This is a genomic window from Synechococcus sp. W60.3 (genome assembly GCF_047502615.1).
Lineage (GTDB): Bacteria > Cyanobacteriota > Cyanobacteriia > Thermostichales > Thermostichaceae > Thermostichus.
The window spans coordinates 1-14,463 of the sequence record NZ_JANSHJ010000041.1 but is presented as its reverse complement, the minus strand read 5'-3'; the positions used below and the strand labels follow the sequence as shown (position 1 = coordinate 14,463).

Sequence of the window (14,463 nt, the reverse complement as noted above, 5' to 3'; positions counted from 1 at the left end):
TAGTGCGCCCAGGTGAGCATCGCCCTTGCTGTCTTGCTACCAAACTTCCTCCCTGCCTTGGCAACCATCTTGGCTGACTCGAAAGTGGGGAGGAATATCAATCGGTAGTTATCCGTTAGGAACGCCGCTACCTTGCGATGGCACTCGTCCACCAAGTTCCTGATTCTCTCCCGCAGACGAAACGCCGCTTGCCGCATTCGCCTACGCTTGGGTCTCGGTGCTTTACTCAGCCTAGATTGCAGATCGTCTAGGTGGTAGCACAGCCGAACGATCCTGCCAAAGTCTCCCTTGGCGATATCTACAAAGCCCGCCCCATCAAACCCTGTAAGGAAGCTTCTTACTCCAGGATCAAGTGCGATCACCCCCTTTGCTAACGAACACTGCTCGTTCACGGGCTCAGGAAAGATGGCATACCATCTGTCTTTCACCCGCATTAGCTCAGTTCCACGTGCCCATTCTCTGGGCATCTCCTCGGATGCGCGGAACGCCAAACCTCGGGTGAGTTTCGGATACCACTTCCCATTGCGAAAGTTGCCGGCGTTGAATTGCAGCGTATGCGACCTGTCCCGCACACTGCGAAACCTCGCGTCTTTGCTTCGGCGGAACGCCAACCACGCCTCGACGACCGCGTTCTGCTTGATGTGGCAGGGGGCGTCCTTCACCCACCCGGGCAGGTCGGAGTGCAGGATGATGTGCCGCAGCTTTCTGGCCGTTTTTGGGGCACCATGCTGACGCTGATAGGCAATCGCTTGGTTGTAGCAGTACCGGCACGCCGCTTGCCACCGCTTCCAGACTTTAGCCAGCGCTGGCTCCGGATAAATCCGTATCTTTCTCGATTGCAGCCCGATATTTTCTGAGTCCGTAGAGCCGACTGCTGAAGCAGTGCAGGATGGTGAGGATATCCTCAACCAGTTCCTGCTGGGGAGAAAGGTGATCGTCATCGAGAACCAAGATTTCGCACCCGTATTGACGGCAGTACCACTCAACGAACTCAAATCCAAACCGGCAGAGTCGATCCCGGTGAGCGACCACAATTGTTCCGACGTCTCCCGCACGAACTCGTTCCAATAAGGCAAGGAACTTTGGTCTTTTGAAGTTGAGACCGCCGCCAACCTCTCCGACCACTTCGGCTCCAGGATAGAGGTTAACCAGTCTTGCAATCTGTCTCTCCAAGTCTGACTTTTGCCCTCGACTGCTGACTCGGGCGTACAAAACGACTCGTTTGGCTTTCTTTGGCGTTCTGATGTAGCTGTCGAGGTCATACCTTCTTGCCCTACCAGATGGAGTACGTATTGCTTTGATCCAGCCTTTCTGTTCCCATCGCCTCAAGGTGTGGAGACACACCCCAAAATAATCCGCCGCTTCTCTCGGTTTTACATACCTAGCCATACCAAGCAGCCATACTGAACATATTGTACATTATTTTCAGTATAGTCCAGCATATCATTGACTAGAGTCATGCTCTCCTACGGCAGGTGGTTTTTACGGGGAAGAGGAGTCTTTTGCCAGTTCCGGCTGCAGCGGCTGGGGATCGGCAATGTTGGGCAGCTCCAGACAGTAGCCCGCCCCGTAGACAGTTTTGATGTACTGGGGGTGGCGCGGATCCGGCTCCAGCTTGGTGCGCAGGTGGCGGATGTGGACGCGGATAGTCTCGATGTCGTCGTCGGGCTCGTAGCCCCACACCTCCTGCAGGATTTCGCTTGGAGAAACAGTCTGCCCGTGTCGCTGCATCAGGCAGTGGAGCAGGTCAAACTCCAGGTGGGTGAGCTTAATGGTTTTGCCAAACCACACCGCCTCGAAGCGCTCTGGCACCAGGGTGAGGGGGCCATAGGTGAGGATCTCGCCGTGTTTGGCCGTCTGGGGAATGCGATCGGCACGTCGCAGCAGGGCCCGCACCCGCACCAGCAGCTCCTGCACCTCAAAGGGTTTGGTCAGGTAGTCGTCGGCGCCAGCGTTGAAGCCTTCAATCTTGTCTTGGGTTTGGCCGAGGGCGGTGAGCATCAGGATCGGGATCTCGCTGGTGCGCTCCTCCCGCCGCAAGCGCTGGCAAACCGTCAGGCCGTCCACCTGGGGCAGCATCAGGTCGAGAATGATGAGATCCGGAAGAACCTGCAGAGCCAGTGCTTGTCCGCGTACCCCATCGGTGGCCTTCACGACCTCATAGCCCGCCAACTCCAGATTGATACGCAGAATATCCAGAATTGAAGGGTCGTCCTCAATGATGAGTATGCGAGCCATAGCCGGTTGCAGCCCAAACTGCGGATAAAACGTTTTGTTAAATCAGCTAACAAGAGTCCAAAGCTTTACGACTCAAAGTTTACTTAATTCTAGCCTCATTGCAAATCTGGCCGGGAGGCGGGTGGGCGCGGCTCCAGGGGAGACCCTTCATCCGGCTTGGCGGGCACGCTTTTTCGGATCCCCTTTGGGAATGGCGGCGATGAGGCGGCGGGTATAGTCCTGCTGCGGGTTCCGGTAGATCTGAGCGGCAGGGCCAATTTCTTCGATGCGGCCTCGGTTCATGACCAGAATGCGGTCGCTCATGAACTTGACCACGCTCAGGTCGTGGGAGATGAACAGATAGGTCAGTCCCAGCTCCTCCTGCAGATCCTTGAGCAAGTTCAGCACCTGGGCCTGTACGGAGACATCCAGGGAAGACACTGCCTCGTCGCAGACGAGCAGGCGCGGCTCCGAAGCCAGGGCGCGGGCAATGCAAATCCGCTGCCGCTGCCCGCCGGAAAACTGGTGGGGCAGACGATCCAGCGCCTCGGGATCCAACCCGACTCGTTCAAACAGGCGTTGGGCTCGTGCTCGCCGCTCGGCGGCGTTTCTCCCCATCCCGTGCAGCACCATCGGCTCCATGACGCTGGCTCCCACACTCATGCGCGGATCCAAAGAGGCTGCCGGATCCTGAAAGATAAGCTGGATCTCGCGGCGCAAGCGGCGCAGGCGCCGAGGCGGCAGGCGGAGCCAGTCTTCTCCGTCGTAGATTACCTGGCCGGAACTGGCGCGGATTAGACGCAACAGGGTTCGCCCCAGGGTGGTTTTGCCGCAGCCGGACTCGCCCACCACCCCCAGGGTTTCGCCTGGATACAGGTCGAAGCTGATCCCGTCCACAGCTCGGATCTCGCCCACCTGGCGGCCCAATGGCCCGCGACGGACGGCATAGTGGGTGCGCAACTCCCGCACCTGCAACAGAGGGGGCTGGCTGCATATCTGGCGCAGCCGTTCTTCCTCTTCGGCGGCTGGGATCTCCAGTTGCTGCCACCGCTCCTCGAGGGATCCCCCCTTTTCCTGGAAATCCTGGACGGTGGGCAGCCGCCGCAACCGCCGCTCCAACGGTGGGCGACAGGCCAGCAGGCCGCGGGTGTAGGGGTGCTGGGGATCCCAAAAGATCTGTTTCACCGATCCTTGTTCCACGGCTTGGCCCCGGCACATCACCACCACCTGATCCGCCAATTCCGCCACCAAATTGAGGTCGTGGGTGATGAAGAGGATCGCCATCTGTCGCTGCTGCTGCAGATCCCGGAGCAGGCGCAAGATCTCGGCTTGCACCGTTACATCCAAGGCGGTAGTCGGCTCATCAGCAATCAACAGCTTGGGGTTAGAGGCGATGGCACAGGCGATGGCCGCCCGCTGGATCTGGCCGCCGGAGAGCTGATGGGGATAGCGCTCCAGCATCTGGGGAGAAAGCTGCACTTCCTCAAACAGGCGGATGGCTTGGGCGCGGAGCTCCGCTGGGGGGAGGGAGGTGTGGGCCCTCAGGGTTTCCCGCAACTGCTGGCCACAGGTGTAGAGGGGGTTGAGGGCGGTGCTCGGCTCTTGGAAGATCATGGCGATCTGGGAGCCGCGGTAGCGCCGCCGTTGCCGGGGATCCAGCCGCAGCCAGTCCACTGTTCCCTGGGGGCCCTGAAAGAGAATGGTGCCTTCTACCCGAGCGGAGCTGGGCAGCAAGTCCATCAGCGTCAGGGCGGTTATGGTCTTGCCGGATCCGGATTCCCCCACTAAGCCCAGGACTTGTCCGGCCCCCAGTTGAAAGGACAGCCCATCCACCACCGGGGATCCCAAGCATTCTGCCTGGCTGCCGGCAGTGCGGCTGGGCAAGAAAACCCGCAACCCCTGAACAGTCAGAAGGGCAGAAGTGACAACCGGAGCGACATCGGCCATGGCTGAGGGCGGCGATCGAGGGATTGGCAGGATTATAGACCACCGCTCCAGCTTCCCTTCTTTCCCCGCTGGGGCAGCTCCAGGACTTCGGCAGCGTCGCTGAGGGAGTCTGGGTCTCAGCTACAAACTCAGCTCAGGATTGCCAAAACCTTAGCGGGCGGGCCGGAAGATCCCAAAGCAGGAGGTGTAGCCGTGCAAAAAGGTGGATCCCCCCACCGGGCCGATCTCGCCGTTGCAAAAAAAGCCCCCCAGGGGTAGCTCTCCCAGCAATTCCCGAAACCGTTGCGAGTCAAAGTTGGGGGTACCGTACAGCCCCTTGCCTCGTCCCAGGCAGGAGAACATCAGCGCCCCACAGGGATCCGGCTTGGGTTGAGAGGAGCGTTCTGCGGGGTAGCTTTGCTGTAGGTTGCGCTCGGCACAATAGCGGCTGAGGGCCCACCGCAGATCTTCCGCCGAAGTCTGGGCATCGCGCAGATGAAACTGCACCGTCTGGCCGGGGCGCACCCGATCCCCGATGGCGATCGCCCCCACCCGTGGATCGATGCTCAGGATCACGCGAATGAGAAAATCTCCCGACGTCGGCTCGGATTTGAACTCGTCCATCAGCAGGCCGATGAAGAGAGCTTGGCGGGCCAAGCGTTGATCCGATGGGCTGAGCCGTTCGGCCAAATCCTGTAAGACCGCCAAAGGAGGACGCCCCTCCAAGCTGAGGATCACATTCCCCTCCGCTTCGGTGACGCGCAAGGGATCCCCAATCGGGCGACATCCCTGAGCCACCACCGCATCTAGCACCACGTTGCCGGAGAGGGCCAGCCCCACCGTGCCTTCCCGATACAGCTCCCGCCGGGGTGTGGGGGTACGCGCATCCAGCAAAAACAGAGCATTGCCGCGAGGGCCGCGGCCGCCACTGGCCAATCCCCCCACCTTGACCGCCCCCGGATAGGCAAAATCCAGCCCTTGCAACAGCTCAGAGATTCGAGAGGAAAATCCATCCGCCAAGAGCAGAAAATGGGGCTTGCTCTGCGGCAAAACTCCAACCAAGTCTATCCAGGCCGAAGGAGGTGCATCCAAGTCGGGCAATTGGTTTCCCCGCAAATAAAAAGGGTGCAAGGCCACATCCGGCAGCACCGCCAAAGACAGCGACAGGGCCGGCCCCTCCTCAATTTCATGCCCCCCACCCACGATCCCGCCGCCGGAGCAGCCGATCAAAACGTCCACCTCCAACAGCTCCGACAACAGGGGCAGCACGCGAATGTACTCGCTGGCAAAGGCCGCCGACACAAACAGGATCCCCAAGTTGGGCCGCAGCGGCTGAGAGGGGACGTACCCGGTGAGCAGCCCCGGCAGGCTGCCGGATCCCACCGCCTGCACCTGTCGCGTCAGGGCGCTCTTCAGTTGGGCTACCTGGAGCTTAGCCTTAGCTTCCTCCACCACCTGCCGCAGAGCCGCTTCCAGAGAAGGGAGCTGGGAGAGCGCGTTCACCCACTGCATCGGCGTGTTCCTACGGTCTGGAGTTTGCTTTTTTAGGCTAGCAATTTATGCCCGGGACTGGCTGTTCTGCGCAGCCTCTTGTTTGAAACGTGTTTAGGGCAGATAGGGCCGCGGATCCACAGGCGCGCCCCCGCCGGGGCGGACTTCAAAGTGCAAGTGTGGCCCTGTGCTGCGGCCCGTATTGCCCCGGCTCATGATTACCTGGCCCTGCTGCACATACTGGCCCTTGGACACATAGATCCGGTGACCGTGGGCGTAGCGGGTAACGATCCCGTTGGGATGGCGAATATCGACGCGATTGCCGTAGCCATCCCCGGCATTGCCGGCAAAAATGACCTCCCCCTCCTGAACGGCTACAATGGGGGATCCCACCGGGCCGGGAATATCGACCCCCGCATGGAAGCGACCGCGACGGTAGCCAAAGCCGGAGGTGATTTGCCCCGCAACCGGCCAGATGAAGCCACTGCTGCGGGCCGGAGGAAGAGCTGGAGGAGGAGCTGCCGGCGCTGGCCGAGCTTGGGATTGGCTCCGGGCTCGTCGCCCGGGGGCCGGCGGGGCGGGCTGCGTGCCAGGCGCCGGAATTGTCAGGCGTTGGCCAATGCGTAGCCAGTGGGGATTGCGCAAGTTGTTAGCCTGGATGATCGACCGCTGCGTCACCCCATAGCGAGCGGCAATCCGCTCGATGGTGTCGCCAGCTCCCACCGTGTGGACCAGCGAGCCACCGGCCAAGAGGGCCTGTCGTTCTTGCTGCATCTGCTGGGCCTGGCGTTGCTGCTCGGCCTGTAATCGAGCTTGTTCCTGGGCTTCCTCTTCCTGGCGGCGGCGTTCTTCTGCCTCGCGGCGGGCGAGCATCTCGTTCTCGCGCCGGATCAGCTCGCCCACATCGCCGGGGATGAGCAGTCGTTGGCCAATGCGCAGATACTCAGGCCGATCCAGGGGAGTTGCCTCGATGATCCGCTGCTGCGGAACCCGGTAGCGGTTGGCAATGTCTTCCAGTGTATCTCCCGGCTTGACGCTGTAGATCAATCCCGGCTGGCTGGGGATCAGCAGCTTCTGCCCTGGCCGCAGCGGCGTACTGGCTTGAATGCCGTTGGAGACAGTGATGGCGGCGGCATCGAGCTGGTACATCTGGGTCAGATGCCAGAGGGTTTCCCCCGGCTGCACCTCATGCTCGAGAATGCCTCGGGGCCCTTCCCCAGTCGGGATCTGGCCCGCCTCGAAGGCTTGCCGCAGTTGGGCTTTTTTTTGCTCGTAGTTCTGCTGCAGGGCGCCGGACAGCGTGTGCACCGAGGGCGGAATCGGCTCCGCTAGCCGGGATCCCCAAGGGTGAGGAGAAAGCTGGCGTTGATGCAGCGTGGCCACCCCCGCCAAGCCCAGCATGAGCAAGAGGCCGGTGGCCCACCTCGGGTAGCCCCGTCGCGCCGGAGCCAAGGTCGAGGGATCTGGATTTTCTAGCTCGGCTGGCTCATCGGAGGGGGCCGGCCCCGACTCTTCCAGGGCATCGGCGTGGGGATCGGCCTCCAGCTTCAGGAGCCACACCAGGCCCGTTAAGCTGAGAGAAAGGGCTAAGCCAGCCCACCGGAGTCTTGACGGGGCAGACAGAAGTGCCGGCTCTCCCCCCTCGGCAGCCCGCTCCTGAGCGGTCGGGATCCCTGCCGGATCCTTGGGCGGAGAAAGGGTGCTCACGGCAGCGCTATGGATGTCCAGCTCCCTCCCCTGGGCATCTGAGAACGTCAATCTTTGGGGCATCCTCACACCAACAGGCTGACACTAGAGTGAAAGAGAAGATGTCAAAATTGAGGCCAGCGGCCCCTTGCTGCAAGCTCCACCGAGGCCGGTGAAGCCCAAGCGCAGTTCGATAATGAATACGTTGGTTCGCACTCAGGTTAGAGTACCGTAGTTAATAAATCTAGACAAGTCTTTGCAGGTAACTTCAGCTAAAATGCTTGTCCCACAATGATTTCAGCCTTCGGCCTGGTGAGATTTTGTCGAGCCTTATCCGATGTAGAACAGAGTGTGCCACCGTGCCGATCTGGAAGATAAAGCCCGCTTTGCTGTAGCTGAAACTACAAACCAGGATTCTCCATGACTTTGGTTGTCTACAACACCTTGACTCGCCGTAAGGAAGTGTTTCAACCCTTCGGTGGCTCTGAGTCCATTTCTGCCGACGAGGCAGCGGGCGGGGAGAAGCCGCTGGTGCGGATGTACGTCTGCGGCGTCACGGTTTACGACCTCTGCCATCTCGGCCACGCGCGCACCTATGTGGTGTGGGATATGGTGCGTCGTTACCTGGAGTGCCGCGGCTACCGGGTGAAGTATGTGCAGAACTTTACCGACGTGGACGACAAGATCCTCAAGCGGGCCTTAGAGCGGGGCGAGTCGATGCAGGCGGTGGCGGAACGCTTCATCGCCGAGTATTTCCAAGATATGGATCGCCTCAACATCAAGCGGGCCGATCTCTACCCCAGGGCAACCCGATCGCTGCGGGCCATGTTCGAGCTGATCCAATCGCTGGAGCTCAAGGGCTTTGCCTACCGGGTACGGGATCCCCTCGCCCCTCAGGGGGAGACTCCTGCTTACGATGTCTACTATGCCGTCCGTAAGTTCCCGGATTACGGCCAGCTCTCCGGTCGCAAGCTGGAGGAGCTGGAGGCAGGGGCCAGCGGCCGGGTGGGAGAAGAGGGCGCTGGCAAACGGGATCCCTTTGACTTTGCCCTTTGGAAGGCGGCCCCCCCTTCCGAGCCGGGGTTTGAGTCCCCTTGGGGTTGGGGGCGACCGGGCTGGCACATCGAGTGTTCGGCCATGGTGCGAGAGACTCTGGGGGATCACATCGACATTCACGCTGGTGGGGCAGACCTCATTTTTCCCCACCACGAGAACGAGCTGGCCCAATCCGAGCCAATTACCGGCAAGCCGCTGGCCAAGTACTGGCTGCACAACGGCTTTGTCAACGTCAACGGCCAGAAGATGTCCAAATCTTTGGGCAACTTCACCACCCTACGACAGGCCCTTGCCCTCTATCACCCCATGGCCCTGCGGCTGTTCCTGCTGCAGACCCATTACCGCAGCCCGATTGACCTCACTGAAGCAGCAATGGAGGCGGCCAGCCACGGCTGGGAGACTCTCCAAAAAGGGATCCACTGCGCCCAGCAGTTTGGCCAAGGGGGATCCCCCGATTCCGAGGCGATGAGGGCTTTCCAGACGGCCATGGACGACGACTTCGGCACCCCTGGGGCGCTGGCTCTTGCCTTTGAGCTGGCCAAGGAACTGATCCGCGAGCACAACCTCTTGACCCACCAGGGCCACACCCACCTGCAGCCGCACTTGCTGAGGCAGAAGGGCGCCGCCCTGCTGGAGATCTTGGCCACGCTGGGCTTCTGCTGGCCCCAGCCTGCCCAGGGATCCGAGAAAGCTGCCGCCAACGGGGAACTGGCCAAGCTTCCACCCCTTGAAGACGCGCGGATTGAAGAGCTGGTGGCCCAACGCACGGCGGCCCGCAAGGCGAAAAACTTTGCCGAAGCCGATCGCATTCGGGAGCAGTTAAAGGCTCTGGGGATCACCCTTATCGACCAAAAAGACGGCACCACCCGTTGGCTGCGGCAGTAGGCAGGCGGGGTTGGGATTGCCCATCACGCAGGGATCCCCGAGCTGGAAACGGCCTTTCGGTAAAACTCAGCCATTTCGGCAAACCACTCGGCCCGCGAGGGATCCCAGGTGTAGAACATGTGGCCGCCGCGGTAGTGGCGCAGGGTGAGGTTGGCCTTGAGGCGGGGATCCAGCTTCATCAAATCCACCAGGTGGTTGGAGGCAAAGTAAGGGGTGACCAGGTCGTAGAAGCCGTGGTGAATGCTCACCCGCATGTGGGGGTTGAGGGCCATGCTGCTGCGCAGCTCGTCCATGGCGCCGATGAACCCTTGCTTGAGCTCCCCCTTGGGGGCGAAGCGCCAGGACTTGAACACCTCTAGGTTCAGGAGGTGATAGGTCAGCTCCGTGTCCACCTGCAGGGTCTCCCGCAGGTGGCTGTTGATGGCGGCAGTAAACAGGCGATCTACCCCATCTAAGGTGGGATCGGATCCCTCGAAGGTAGGCCGATCCGGAAAGGGATCCACGGTGGTTACAGAGGCGTCGTAGAGCCCCAGCACCAGCCGCTGGGAGCGCAACAGCTCGCGGGCAAAGCTGGCCGGGTCGATCCGCCCCCCCTTGTGGGCCACATACTCCGGCGAGAGTCCGATCCCTGCCGCCATCTCCGCGTAGATGGCCTGCCGCTCCGCTTCTGGCATCGCCTCTCCCATGGCCAAGAGGGGCAACAGCCGCTGGCGGGCAAAGCCTTCTGCTTTGGGCAGCAGGATCTGCAAATCCTCCCCCCAGCCACACCGCCCATGATAGGCTGCTGTGGCGACATAGGAGGGGAAAAGCATTGCCCAGGTGCTGAGGTTGTAATCGGTGGTCTCCAGCAGCCCGAACTCGATGGCCGGCGAGATGAGAATAGCCCCCGACAGGCCCACGCCAAACTTGGCTTGCAGCTCCTTGGCCAGCCGCGCCACCCGAAAGCCCCCGTAGCTCTCGCCGGCAATGAAAATGGGAGAGAGCCAGCGCTTGTAGCGCGAGAGGAAGCCCTGGATAAACTCGCCCAAGGATTGCAAATCCCGCTCCACGTCCCAAAAGGGAGCCTCCTTGGGGGGCTCGTCTTCCTTTTCCTCCGCCTGGGTGGGCTTGGCCGCCGGATCGGATTTTTCCTGAGAACTTTTGGCGTCTTGAGACTCCTTGGGCAGGGCGCGGCTGAACCCCGTCCCCACCGGATCGACAAAGACCAAATCAGAAAACAGCAGCCAACTTTCGCCGTTATCCACCAGTTGCACTGGCGAGAGCGGCAAGCTGCCGTTGGGCCCAAAGCGGAGGCGTCTCGGCCCCAGGGATCCCATGTGCAAATAGGCAGAGGCCGCCCCCGGCCCGCCGTTGAAGACGAAGGTGAGAGGCCGCTGTCGGGAGTCAACCTCCTGCCTCAGATAGGCGACGTGGAAGATCTCGGCTACCGGCTTTTCCCGCCGGAAGAGGGTCTGCCAGCCGGCCACCGCCCTGTAGGGGAAGGACTTTCCCCCGGCGTTGAACGTGTGCTCCGTGGTGTGCAGGACAGGAGTGGACTTGGATTCTGCAGGCATAGAGACACGGGATCCACAACTTGCTGATCCAGTGAATCACAAGTTGCCGGATCTCCACCCCTGCCTTGGAACAGAAGCCGGGGATTACAGGGTGAGCGGCGCTTCCAAAGTCAGATTAAACGACTGGCCGGGGCGCAGCACCACCACCTGGGGAGCGGTTACATTGCCCACCACCACGCCAGCCACTGCCCCGCCTAGAACATTGCCCGCCGAGACGCCGCCGCTGATGGCTCCCAAAAGGGTGCCTGCGACTGCCCCGATGGCTGCATCCTGGGCGATGGCCTCAGCCGAATACTGGCGGGGATCCTTCTCGTCGTGGAGGATGCCGGAAGAGGCCTGCAGGCTATAGGTGCGACCGCCGAGGACGATGGAGGTGGCAACAAAGCGGGATCCGCCCGGTGCCGGTTCCATTTGCCCAAAAACGCGGCTGCCCGCCGGGATCACCAAACGCCCCTGGTTGTCGAAAATGTTTTGCGTGACGGCCACCTCCAGCGGGTAGATGGTGTCGGGGTAAAAGTATTGCGGCCCTTCGCTACTCAGGCTGCCGACCGGGATAATCGTCCCCTGCTCAAGGCGGTAGGCACCCAATTCAAAAAGCGGCTGAGCCGAACTGGGCAAGGGGGCCAACGCAGGGATCCCGGCCAGGCCAATAAGGGCTGCTGTTAAGATAGCTTTCATGAGTAGAGTCTCCAATGCTTCTCCAAGTTCTGCCGAGTTCTGAGCAGTTGCCTGAAGCTATTCCAAGTCAATTTGCTTCCTTGTCTCAGCTTCTCTCCACTTCTAGGTTATCGAATCCTTCCTAGGGCTTGTTTTCTCCCACAAGTCGATTTGTTTTCAACTGTTGGCAGTTTGGGTGGCCATCCTGCAGCACAACGCCTCTTAGAAATGCTGGAAGGCTTGTTGACGACTGAGGGCTTGCCCGTCCTTCAGCCAGACGGTTCCCTGCGGATCCCAGCCTGTCACTTCTCCAATCCAAACGGCCCCTGGCAATCTTTCCAACAGATGCTTGGCCACCGACACCTCGGCACTGAGGAGCAGCTCAAAATCTTCGCCTCCATAGAGCGCCCACTCCCAGGCTTGGGCCGGAAAAGCCTGCCGCAAAGCTTCTGAAATCGGGATCCGCTCCACCTCGATCCTCGCCGCCACCCCGCTGGCCTGACACACCTGCACCAGGGCATCTGCCAAACCATCGCTGGTATCCATGCCGGCAATGCGCAAGGGATCCGGGATCCCTTCCAAGAGGGGCACCAGATCCAGGCGCGGGCGTGGGTATTGGTGAGCCCTGATCAACTGCTCGCGCTCGGCTGCCGTGGCTGAGGATCCCTGTTCAGGATGGAGAAGCAGTTCCAAGCCTGCCCGCGCATCTCCGTGCGGCCCTGTCACCACCAGCCAATCGCCGGGTTGAGCCCGTCTGCGCTGAATAGCCCGCCCCGGCTGCACCCTTCCCAAAGCCGTGATCGCCACGAACCGATGCGGCGACCGACACAGATCCCCTCCCACCAGGTGACATCCCCAGCGGGCGCAACAGGCTTGCATCCCTTGATAAAGCTCCTCCACCCAAGCGACCGGCGTGGATCCCGGCAAGCCCAAGCCCACCACCAACGCCTGCGGACGGGATCCCATCGCGGCCAGATCCGATAGATTGGCGGCCACCGCGCGCCAGCCCACCGCATGGGCCGGGGTCGTCAGATCGCTGAAGTGAACTCCCTCCACCAACACATCGGTTGTCACCACCAACTGCCCCTCCGGAGCAGCCAACACCGCCGCATCGTCTCCCACCACCTGGGCCGGACAGTAGCGCTGCACGATCTGCAGCAGCCCTGCCTCCCCAATTGCCGAGATGGGTAGGGGGGAAGGATTGCCGTTTTGTGGGGAAGAACTGTCAGAAAGACCGGAGAACAAGACAGACCTCTGAGGGTAGCGAGGACAACACAGCTGCAAGATCTGGTGGATGCTGGAGTCTTGTTGGATATTTCCAAGGATCCCACAGGCAAGCCCTATCCTGCCGTCCGCTGTCCAATCAGGGCATAGAAGGGATCCCCGCCTCCGCCTGCCCAAAAGCCCAGCCAACCCATAGGGGCAGGCCGCTGGATCACCTTCACCACCGCAAACCCTGGCACCGACTCAAAATAGCGCCTGACCAACTCCACTCGCCCCGCCTCAGAGTTGTCCCGCCAAGCCTGGATCGCCTTCTGGAAAAACATGCGATTGGAGAAGCTGACGATGAAGAGGCCCTGGGGCTTTAGGATGCGATACACCTCGGCAAACACCTGCTCTGGCTGCTGCAGATATTGCACCGAGACCGTGTTTAGCACCGCGTCGAAGGATTGATCAGGGAAGGGCAGACTTGGGTTTTGGTTCAAGTTTTGGATGAAGAAGTGATCCAGCCGGGGGTTGGCCGCCAGTTCCTCAGGGTTCATCCCATGCCCCTCCACATGGGCAAACTCCATCTCAGGTGGCAAATGGGAGACCCAACTGCTCATCAGATCGAGAATGCGGGTCTGGGGCCGCAGATGCTCGCGGTACAGATCGGTGAGCTGGCCGATGAAGCCAGAATCCACATGAGTCACGAAGCGAGGATAGCTGTAAAAGAGGGCATCGTCGCTGGGATCCAACTTGGAGCGCTGCCAATCCTTGAGCACCACCATGGCCAAACGGTTGCAAATCTTAATCAAAGCTAACATTTTGGAAGCTTCGGAAAAGGGGTGGGCGTGATACCTTAGCAGAGCAACAGTGGCCATTTCCCGAAGGACTCTTTGCCGTGATGTCTGTGTCTTACCCCTCTTCAGCGGCTCTTTCTTCTTCTGGGTCTAACTTTGGCCTGCGGGAGTACGTAACCGAACTGCAGCTCCACATGGCTCTGCAGGCTCGCAGCCTTACTCCTTCTCTCAGCGTTTCCCCAGCCCAGGACAGCCCCCTGGCTCTGGTGCAGCGAGCACAGGCAGCTATGGAGAAGTCCGTTTCCCGCCAGTGGCTTTGAGCGGCACAGCCTGGGCAGAGATGCTCAGGCCAAGCTTTTGCGCAACACCCCCTGCACCAGTAGAACCGACACCCCCACAAACCCCGTCAAAAGGCCCAGGGATCCCGCCAGGGTGAGATCGCCCCAGGGAGCCTGCAGCACCACATCGGCCCAGCTCCAATGGCTGCTGCGGTAAACATGGCGGATGGGCTCGATGGCAAAGGTGAGGGGGTTGAGGCTGGCCACCCAACGCAGCCAGGTGGGCATAAAGCTCAGGGGAGCCAAGGCCGTGCTGGAAAAGATCAGGGGCAAGTTGACCAAAAAGATGAAAGCCAGCAATTGCTGGTGCCCCGGCATAGCAAAGGCCAAGCCCAAGCTCAGGGCCGTGAAGCCCAAGACCAACAGGCCCACGATCAGGGCCACCACCGCCAAGCCTGGCCCGTCGGGGATCCCGGCCCCAAGGGCGTAGTCTGCCCCCACAATGACTGCCGTCTGCAGCAGCGCCAAGCTGACGATAAACAGGCTAGAAGCAAGAACAATGGAAAAACGAGAGGTGAGGGGAGCCACCAACAACCGGTTCAAAAAGCCAAATTCTCGGTCGAAAATCACCGGCACTCCGGCATTCAAGGCTCCACCAAAAGCCGTAAACACGATGACTCCCGCCCCCAAAAACTGGGTGTAGTTTTGTCC

At 60.8% G+C, this 14,463-nt stretch carries 13 protein-coding genes; 2 read left to right on the top strand and 11 right to left on the bottom strand.

The genetic code is table 11. The features are described from left to right. From NW846_RS11430 to NW846_RS11405, 6 genes are all read right to left on the bottom strand, one after another. The coding region (locus tag NW846_RS11430; protein WP_414516060.1) for a helix-turn-helix domain-containing protein at nt 1–908 on the bottom strand (908 nt) is incomplete at its 3' end. Continuing rightward, on the bottom strand, nt 796–1,389 hold the full coding sequence (locus NW846_RS11425) for an IS607 family transposase (RefSeq protein ID WP_414515214.1): 594 nt from the start codon (nt 1,387–1,389) through the stop codon (nt 796–798). The genes NW846_RS11425 and NW846_RS11430, both read right to left, overlap by 113 nt. A 93-nt stretch (nt 1,390–1,482) precedes the next feature. Continuing rightward, nucleotides 1,483–2,238: a response regulator transcription factor gene (locus NW846_RS11420; protein WP_011430714.1), complete on the bottom strand. Its 756-nt coding sequence runs from the start codon at nt 2,236–2,238 to the stop codon at nt 1,483–1,485. A gap of 147 nt (nt 2,239–2,385) precedes the next feature. Further along, on the bottom strand, nt 2,386–4,164 hold the full coding sequence (locus tag NW846_RS11415) for an ABC transporter ATP-binding protein (RefSeq protein WP_011430715.1): 1,779 nt from the start codon (nt 4,162–4,164) through the stop codon (nt 2,386–2,388). 150 nt (nt 4,165–4,314) lie between these two features. Beyond that, on the bottom strand, nt 4,315–5,655 hold the full coding sequence (locus NW846_RS11410; protein ID WP_414516052.1) for an FIST N-terminal domain-containing protein: 1,341 nt from the start codon (nt 5,653–5,655) through the stop codon (nt 4,315–4,317). A 93-nt stretch (nt 5,656–5,748) separates the two neighbouring features. Beyond that, entirely contained in the window at nt 5,749–7,392 is a 1,644-nt protein-coding gene (locus NW846_RS11405) for a LysM peptidoglycan-binding domain-containing protein (RefSeq protein ID WP_414346961.1), read from the bottom strand. Between the two features lie 348 nt (nt 7,393–7,740). On the opposite strand from NW846_RS11405, the gene cysS reads away from it, so the two are divergent. After that, nucleotides 7,741–9,261, top strand: a complete 1,521-nt coding sequence (gene cysS, locus NW846_RS11400) for a cysteine--tRNA ligase (RefSeq protein WP_011430718.1) — start codon at nt 7,741–7,743, stop codon at nt 9,259–9,261. A gap of 23 nt (nt 9,262–9,284) precedes the next feature. Here the strand turns inward: cysS and NW846_RS11395 are convergent, their stop codons facing one another. The 4 genes from NW846_RS11395 to NW846_RS11380 form a co-directional block, all read right to left on the bottom strand. After that, nucleotides 9,285–10,814, bottom strand: a complete 1,530-nt coding sequence (locus NW846_RS11395) for a S10 family peptidase (protein WP_414346960.1) — start codon at nt 10,812–10,814, stop codon at nt 9,285–9,287. Between the two features lie 84 nt (nt 10,815–10,898). Continuing rightward, a complete protein-coding gene (locus NW846_RS11390; protein ID WP_414516049.1) occupies nt 10,899–11,492 on the bottom strand; it encodes a hypothetical protein in 594 nt (197 codons plus the stop codon). Between the two features lie 201 nt (nt 11,493–11,693). After that, on the bottom strand, nt 11,694–12,716 hold the full coding sequence (gene thiL, locus NW846_RS11385) for a thiamine-phosphate kinase (RefSeq protein ID WP_414516047.1): 1,023 nt from the start codon (nt 12,714–12,716) through the stop codon (nt 11,694–11,696). A 95-nt stretch (nt 12,717–12,811) separates the two neighbouring features. Next, on the bottom strand, nt 12,812–13,462 hold the full coding sequence (locus NW846_RS11380; protein WP_011433463.1) for a class I SAM-dependent methyltransferase: 651 nt from the start codon (nt 13,460–13,462) through the stop codon (nt 12,812–12,814). A gap of 116 nt (nt 13,463–13,578) precedes the next feature. Between NW846_RS11380 and NW846_RS11375 the strand changes: the two genes are divergently transcribed. Next, the gene (locus NW846_RS11375) at nt 13,579–13,794 is read left to right on the top strand and encodes a hypothetical protein (protein ID WP_414516045.1); all 216 of its coding nucleotides are present in this window, start codon (nt 13,579–13,581) and stop codon (nt 13,792–13,794) included. A 24-nt stretch (nt 13,795–13,818) separates the two neighbouring features. On the opposite strand, the gene NW846_RS11370 is transcribed toward NW846_RS11375, so the two are convergent. Next, nucleotides 13,819–14,463: ABC transporter permease (locus NW846_RS11370; protein ID WP_414516043.1), on the bottom strand; the 645-nt coding region annotated here is incomplete at its 5' end.

Coding starts and splice junctions, on each gene's coding strand:
- NW846_RS11420 (WP_011430714.1), bottom strand. CDS start 2,238: ATGGCTCGCATACTCATCATTGAGGACGACCCTTCAATTCTGGATATT.
- NW846_RS11375 (WP_414516045.1), top strand. CDS start 13,579: ATGTCTGTGTCTTACCCCTCTTCAGCGGCTCTTTCTTCTTCTGGGTCT.
- NW846_RS11390 (WP_414516049.1), bottom strand. CDS start 11,492: ATGAAAGCTATCTTAACAGCAGCCCTTATTGGCCTGGCCGGGATCCCT.
- NW846_RS11425 (WP_414515214.1), bottom strand. CDS start 1,389: ATGGCTAGGTATGTAAAACCGAGAGAAGCGGCGGATTATTTTGGGGTG.
- NW846_RS11395 (WP_414346960.1), bottom strand. CDS start 10,814: ATGCCTGCAGAATCCAAGTCCACTCCTGTCCTGCACACCACGGAGCAC.
- NW846_RS11415 (WP_011430715.1), bottom strand. CDS start 4,164: ATGGCCGATGTCGCTCCGGTTGTCACTTCTGCCCTTCTGACTGTTCAG.
- cysS (WP_011430718.1), top strand. CDS start 7,741: ATGACTTTGGTTGTCTACAACACCTTGACTCGCCGTAAGGAAGTGTTT.
- NW846_RS11380 (WP_011433463.1), bottom strand. CDS start 13,462: ATGGTGGTGCTCAAGGATTGGCAGCGCTCCAAGTTGGATCCCAGCGAC.
- NW846_RS11410 (WP_414516052.1), bottom strand. CDS start 5,655: ATGCAGTGGGTGAACGCGCTCTCCCAGCTCCCTTCTCTGGAAGCGGCT.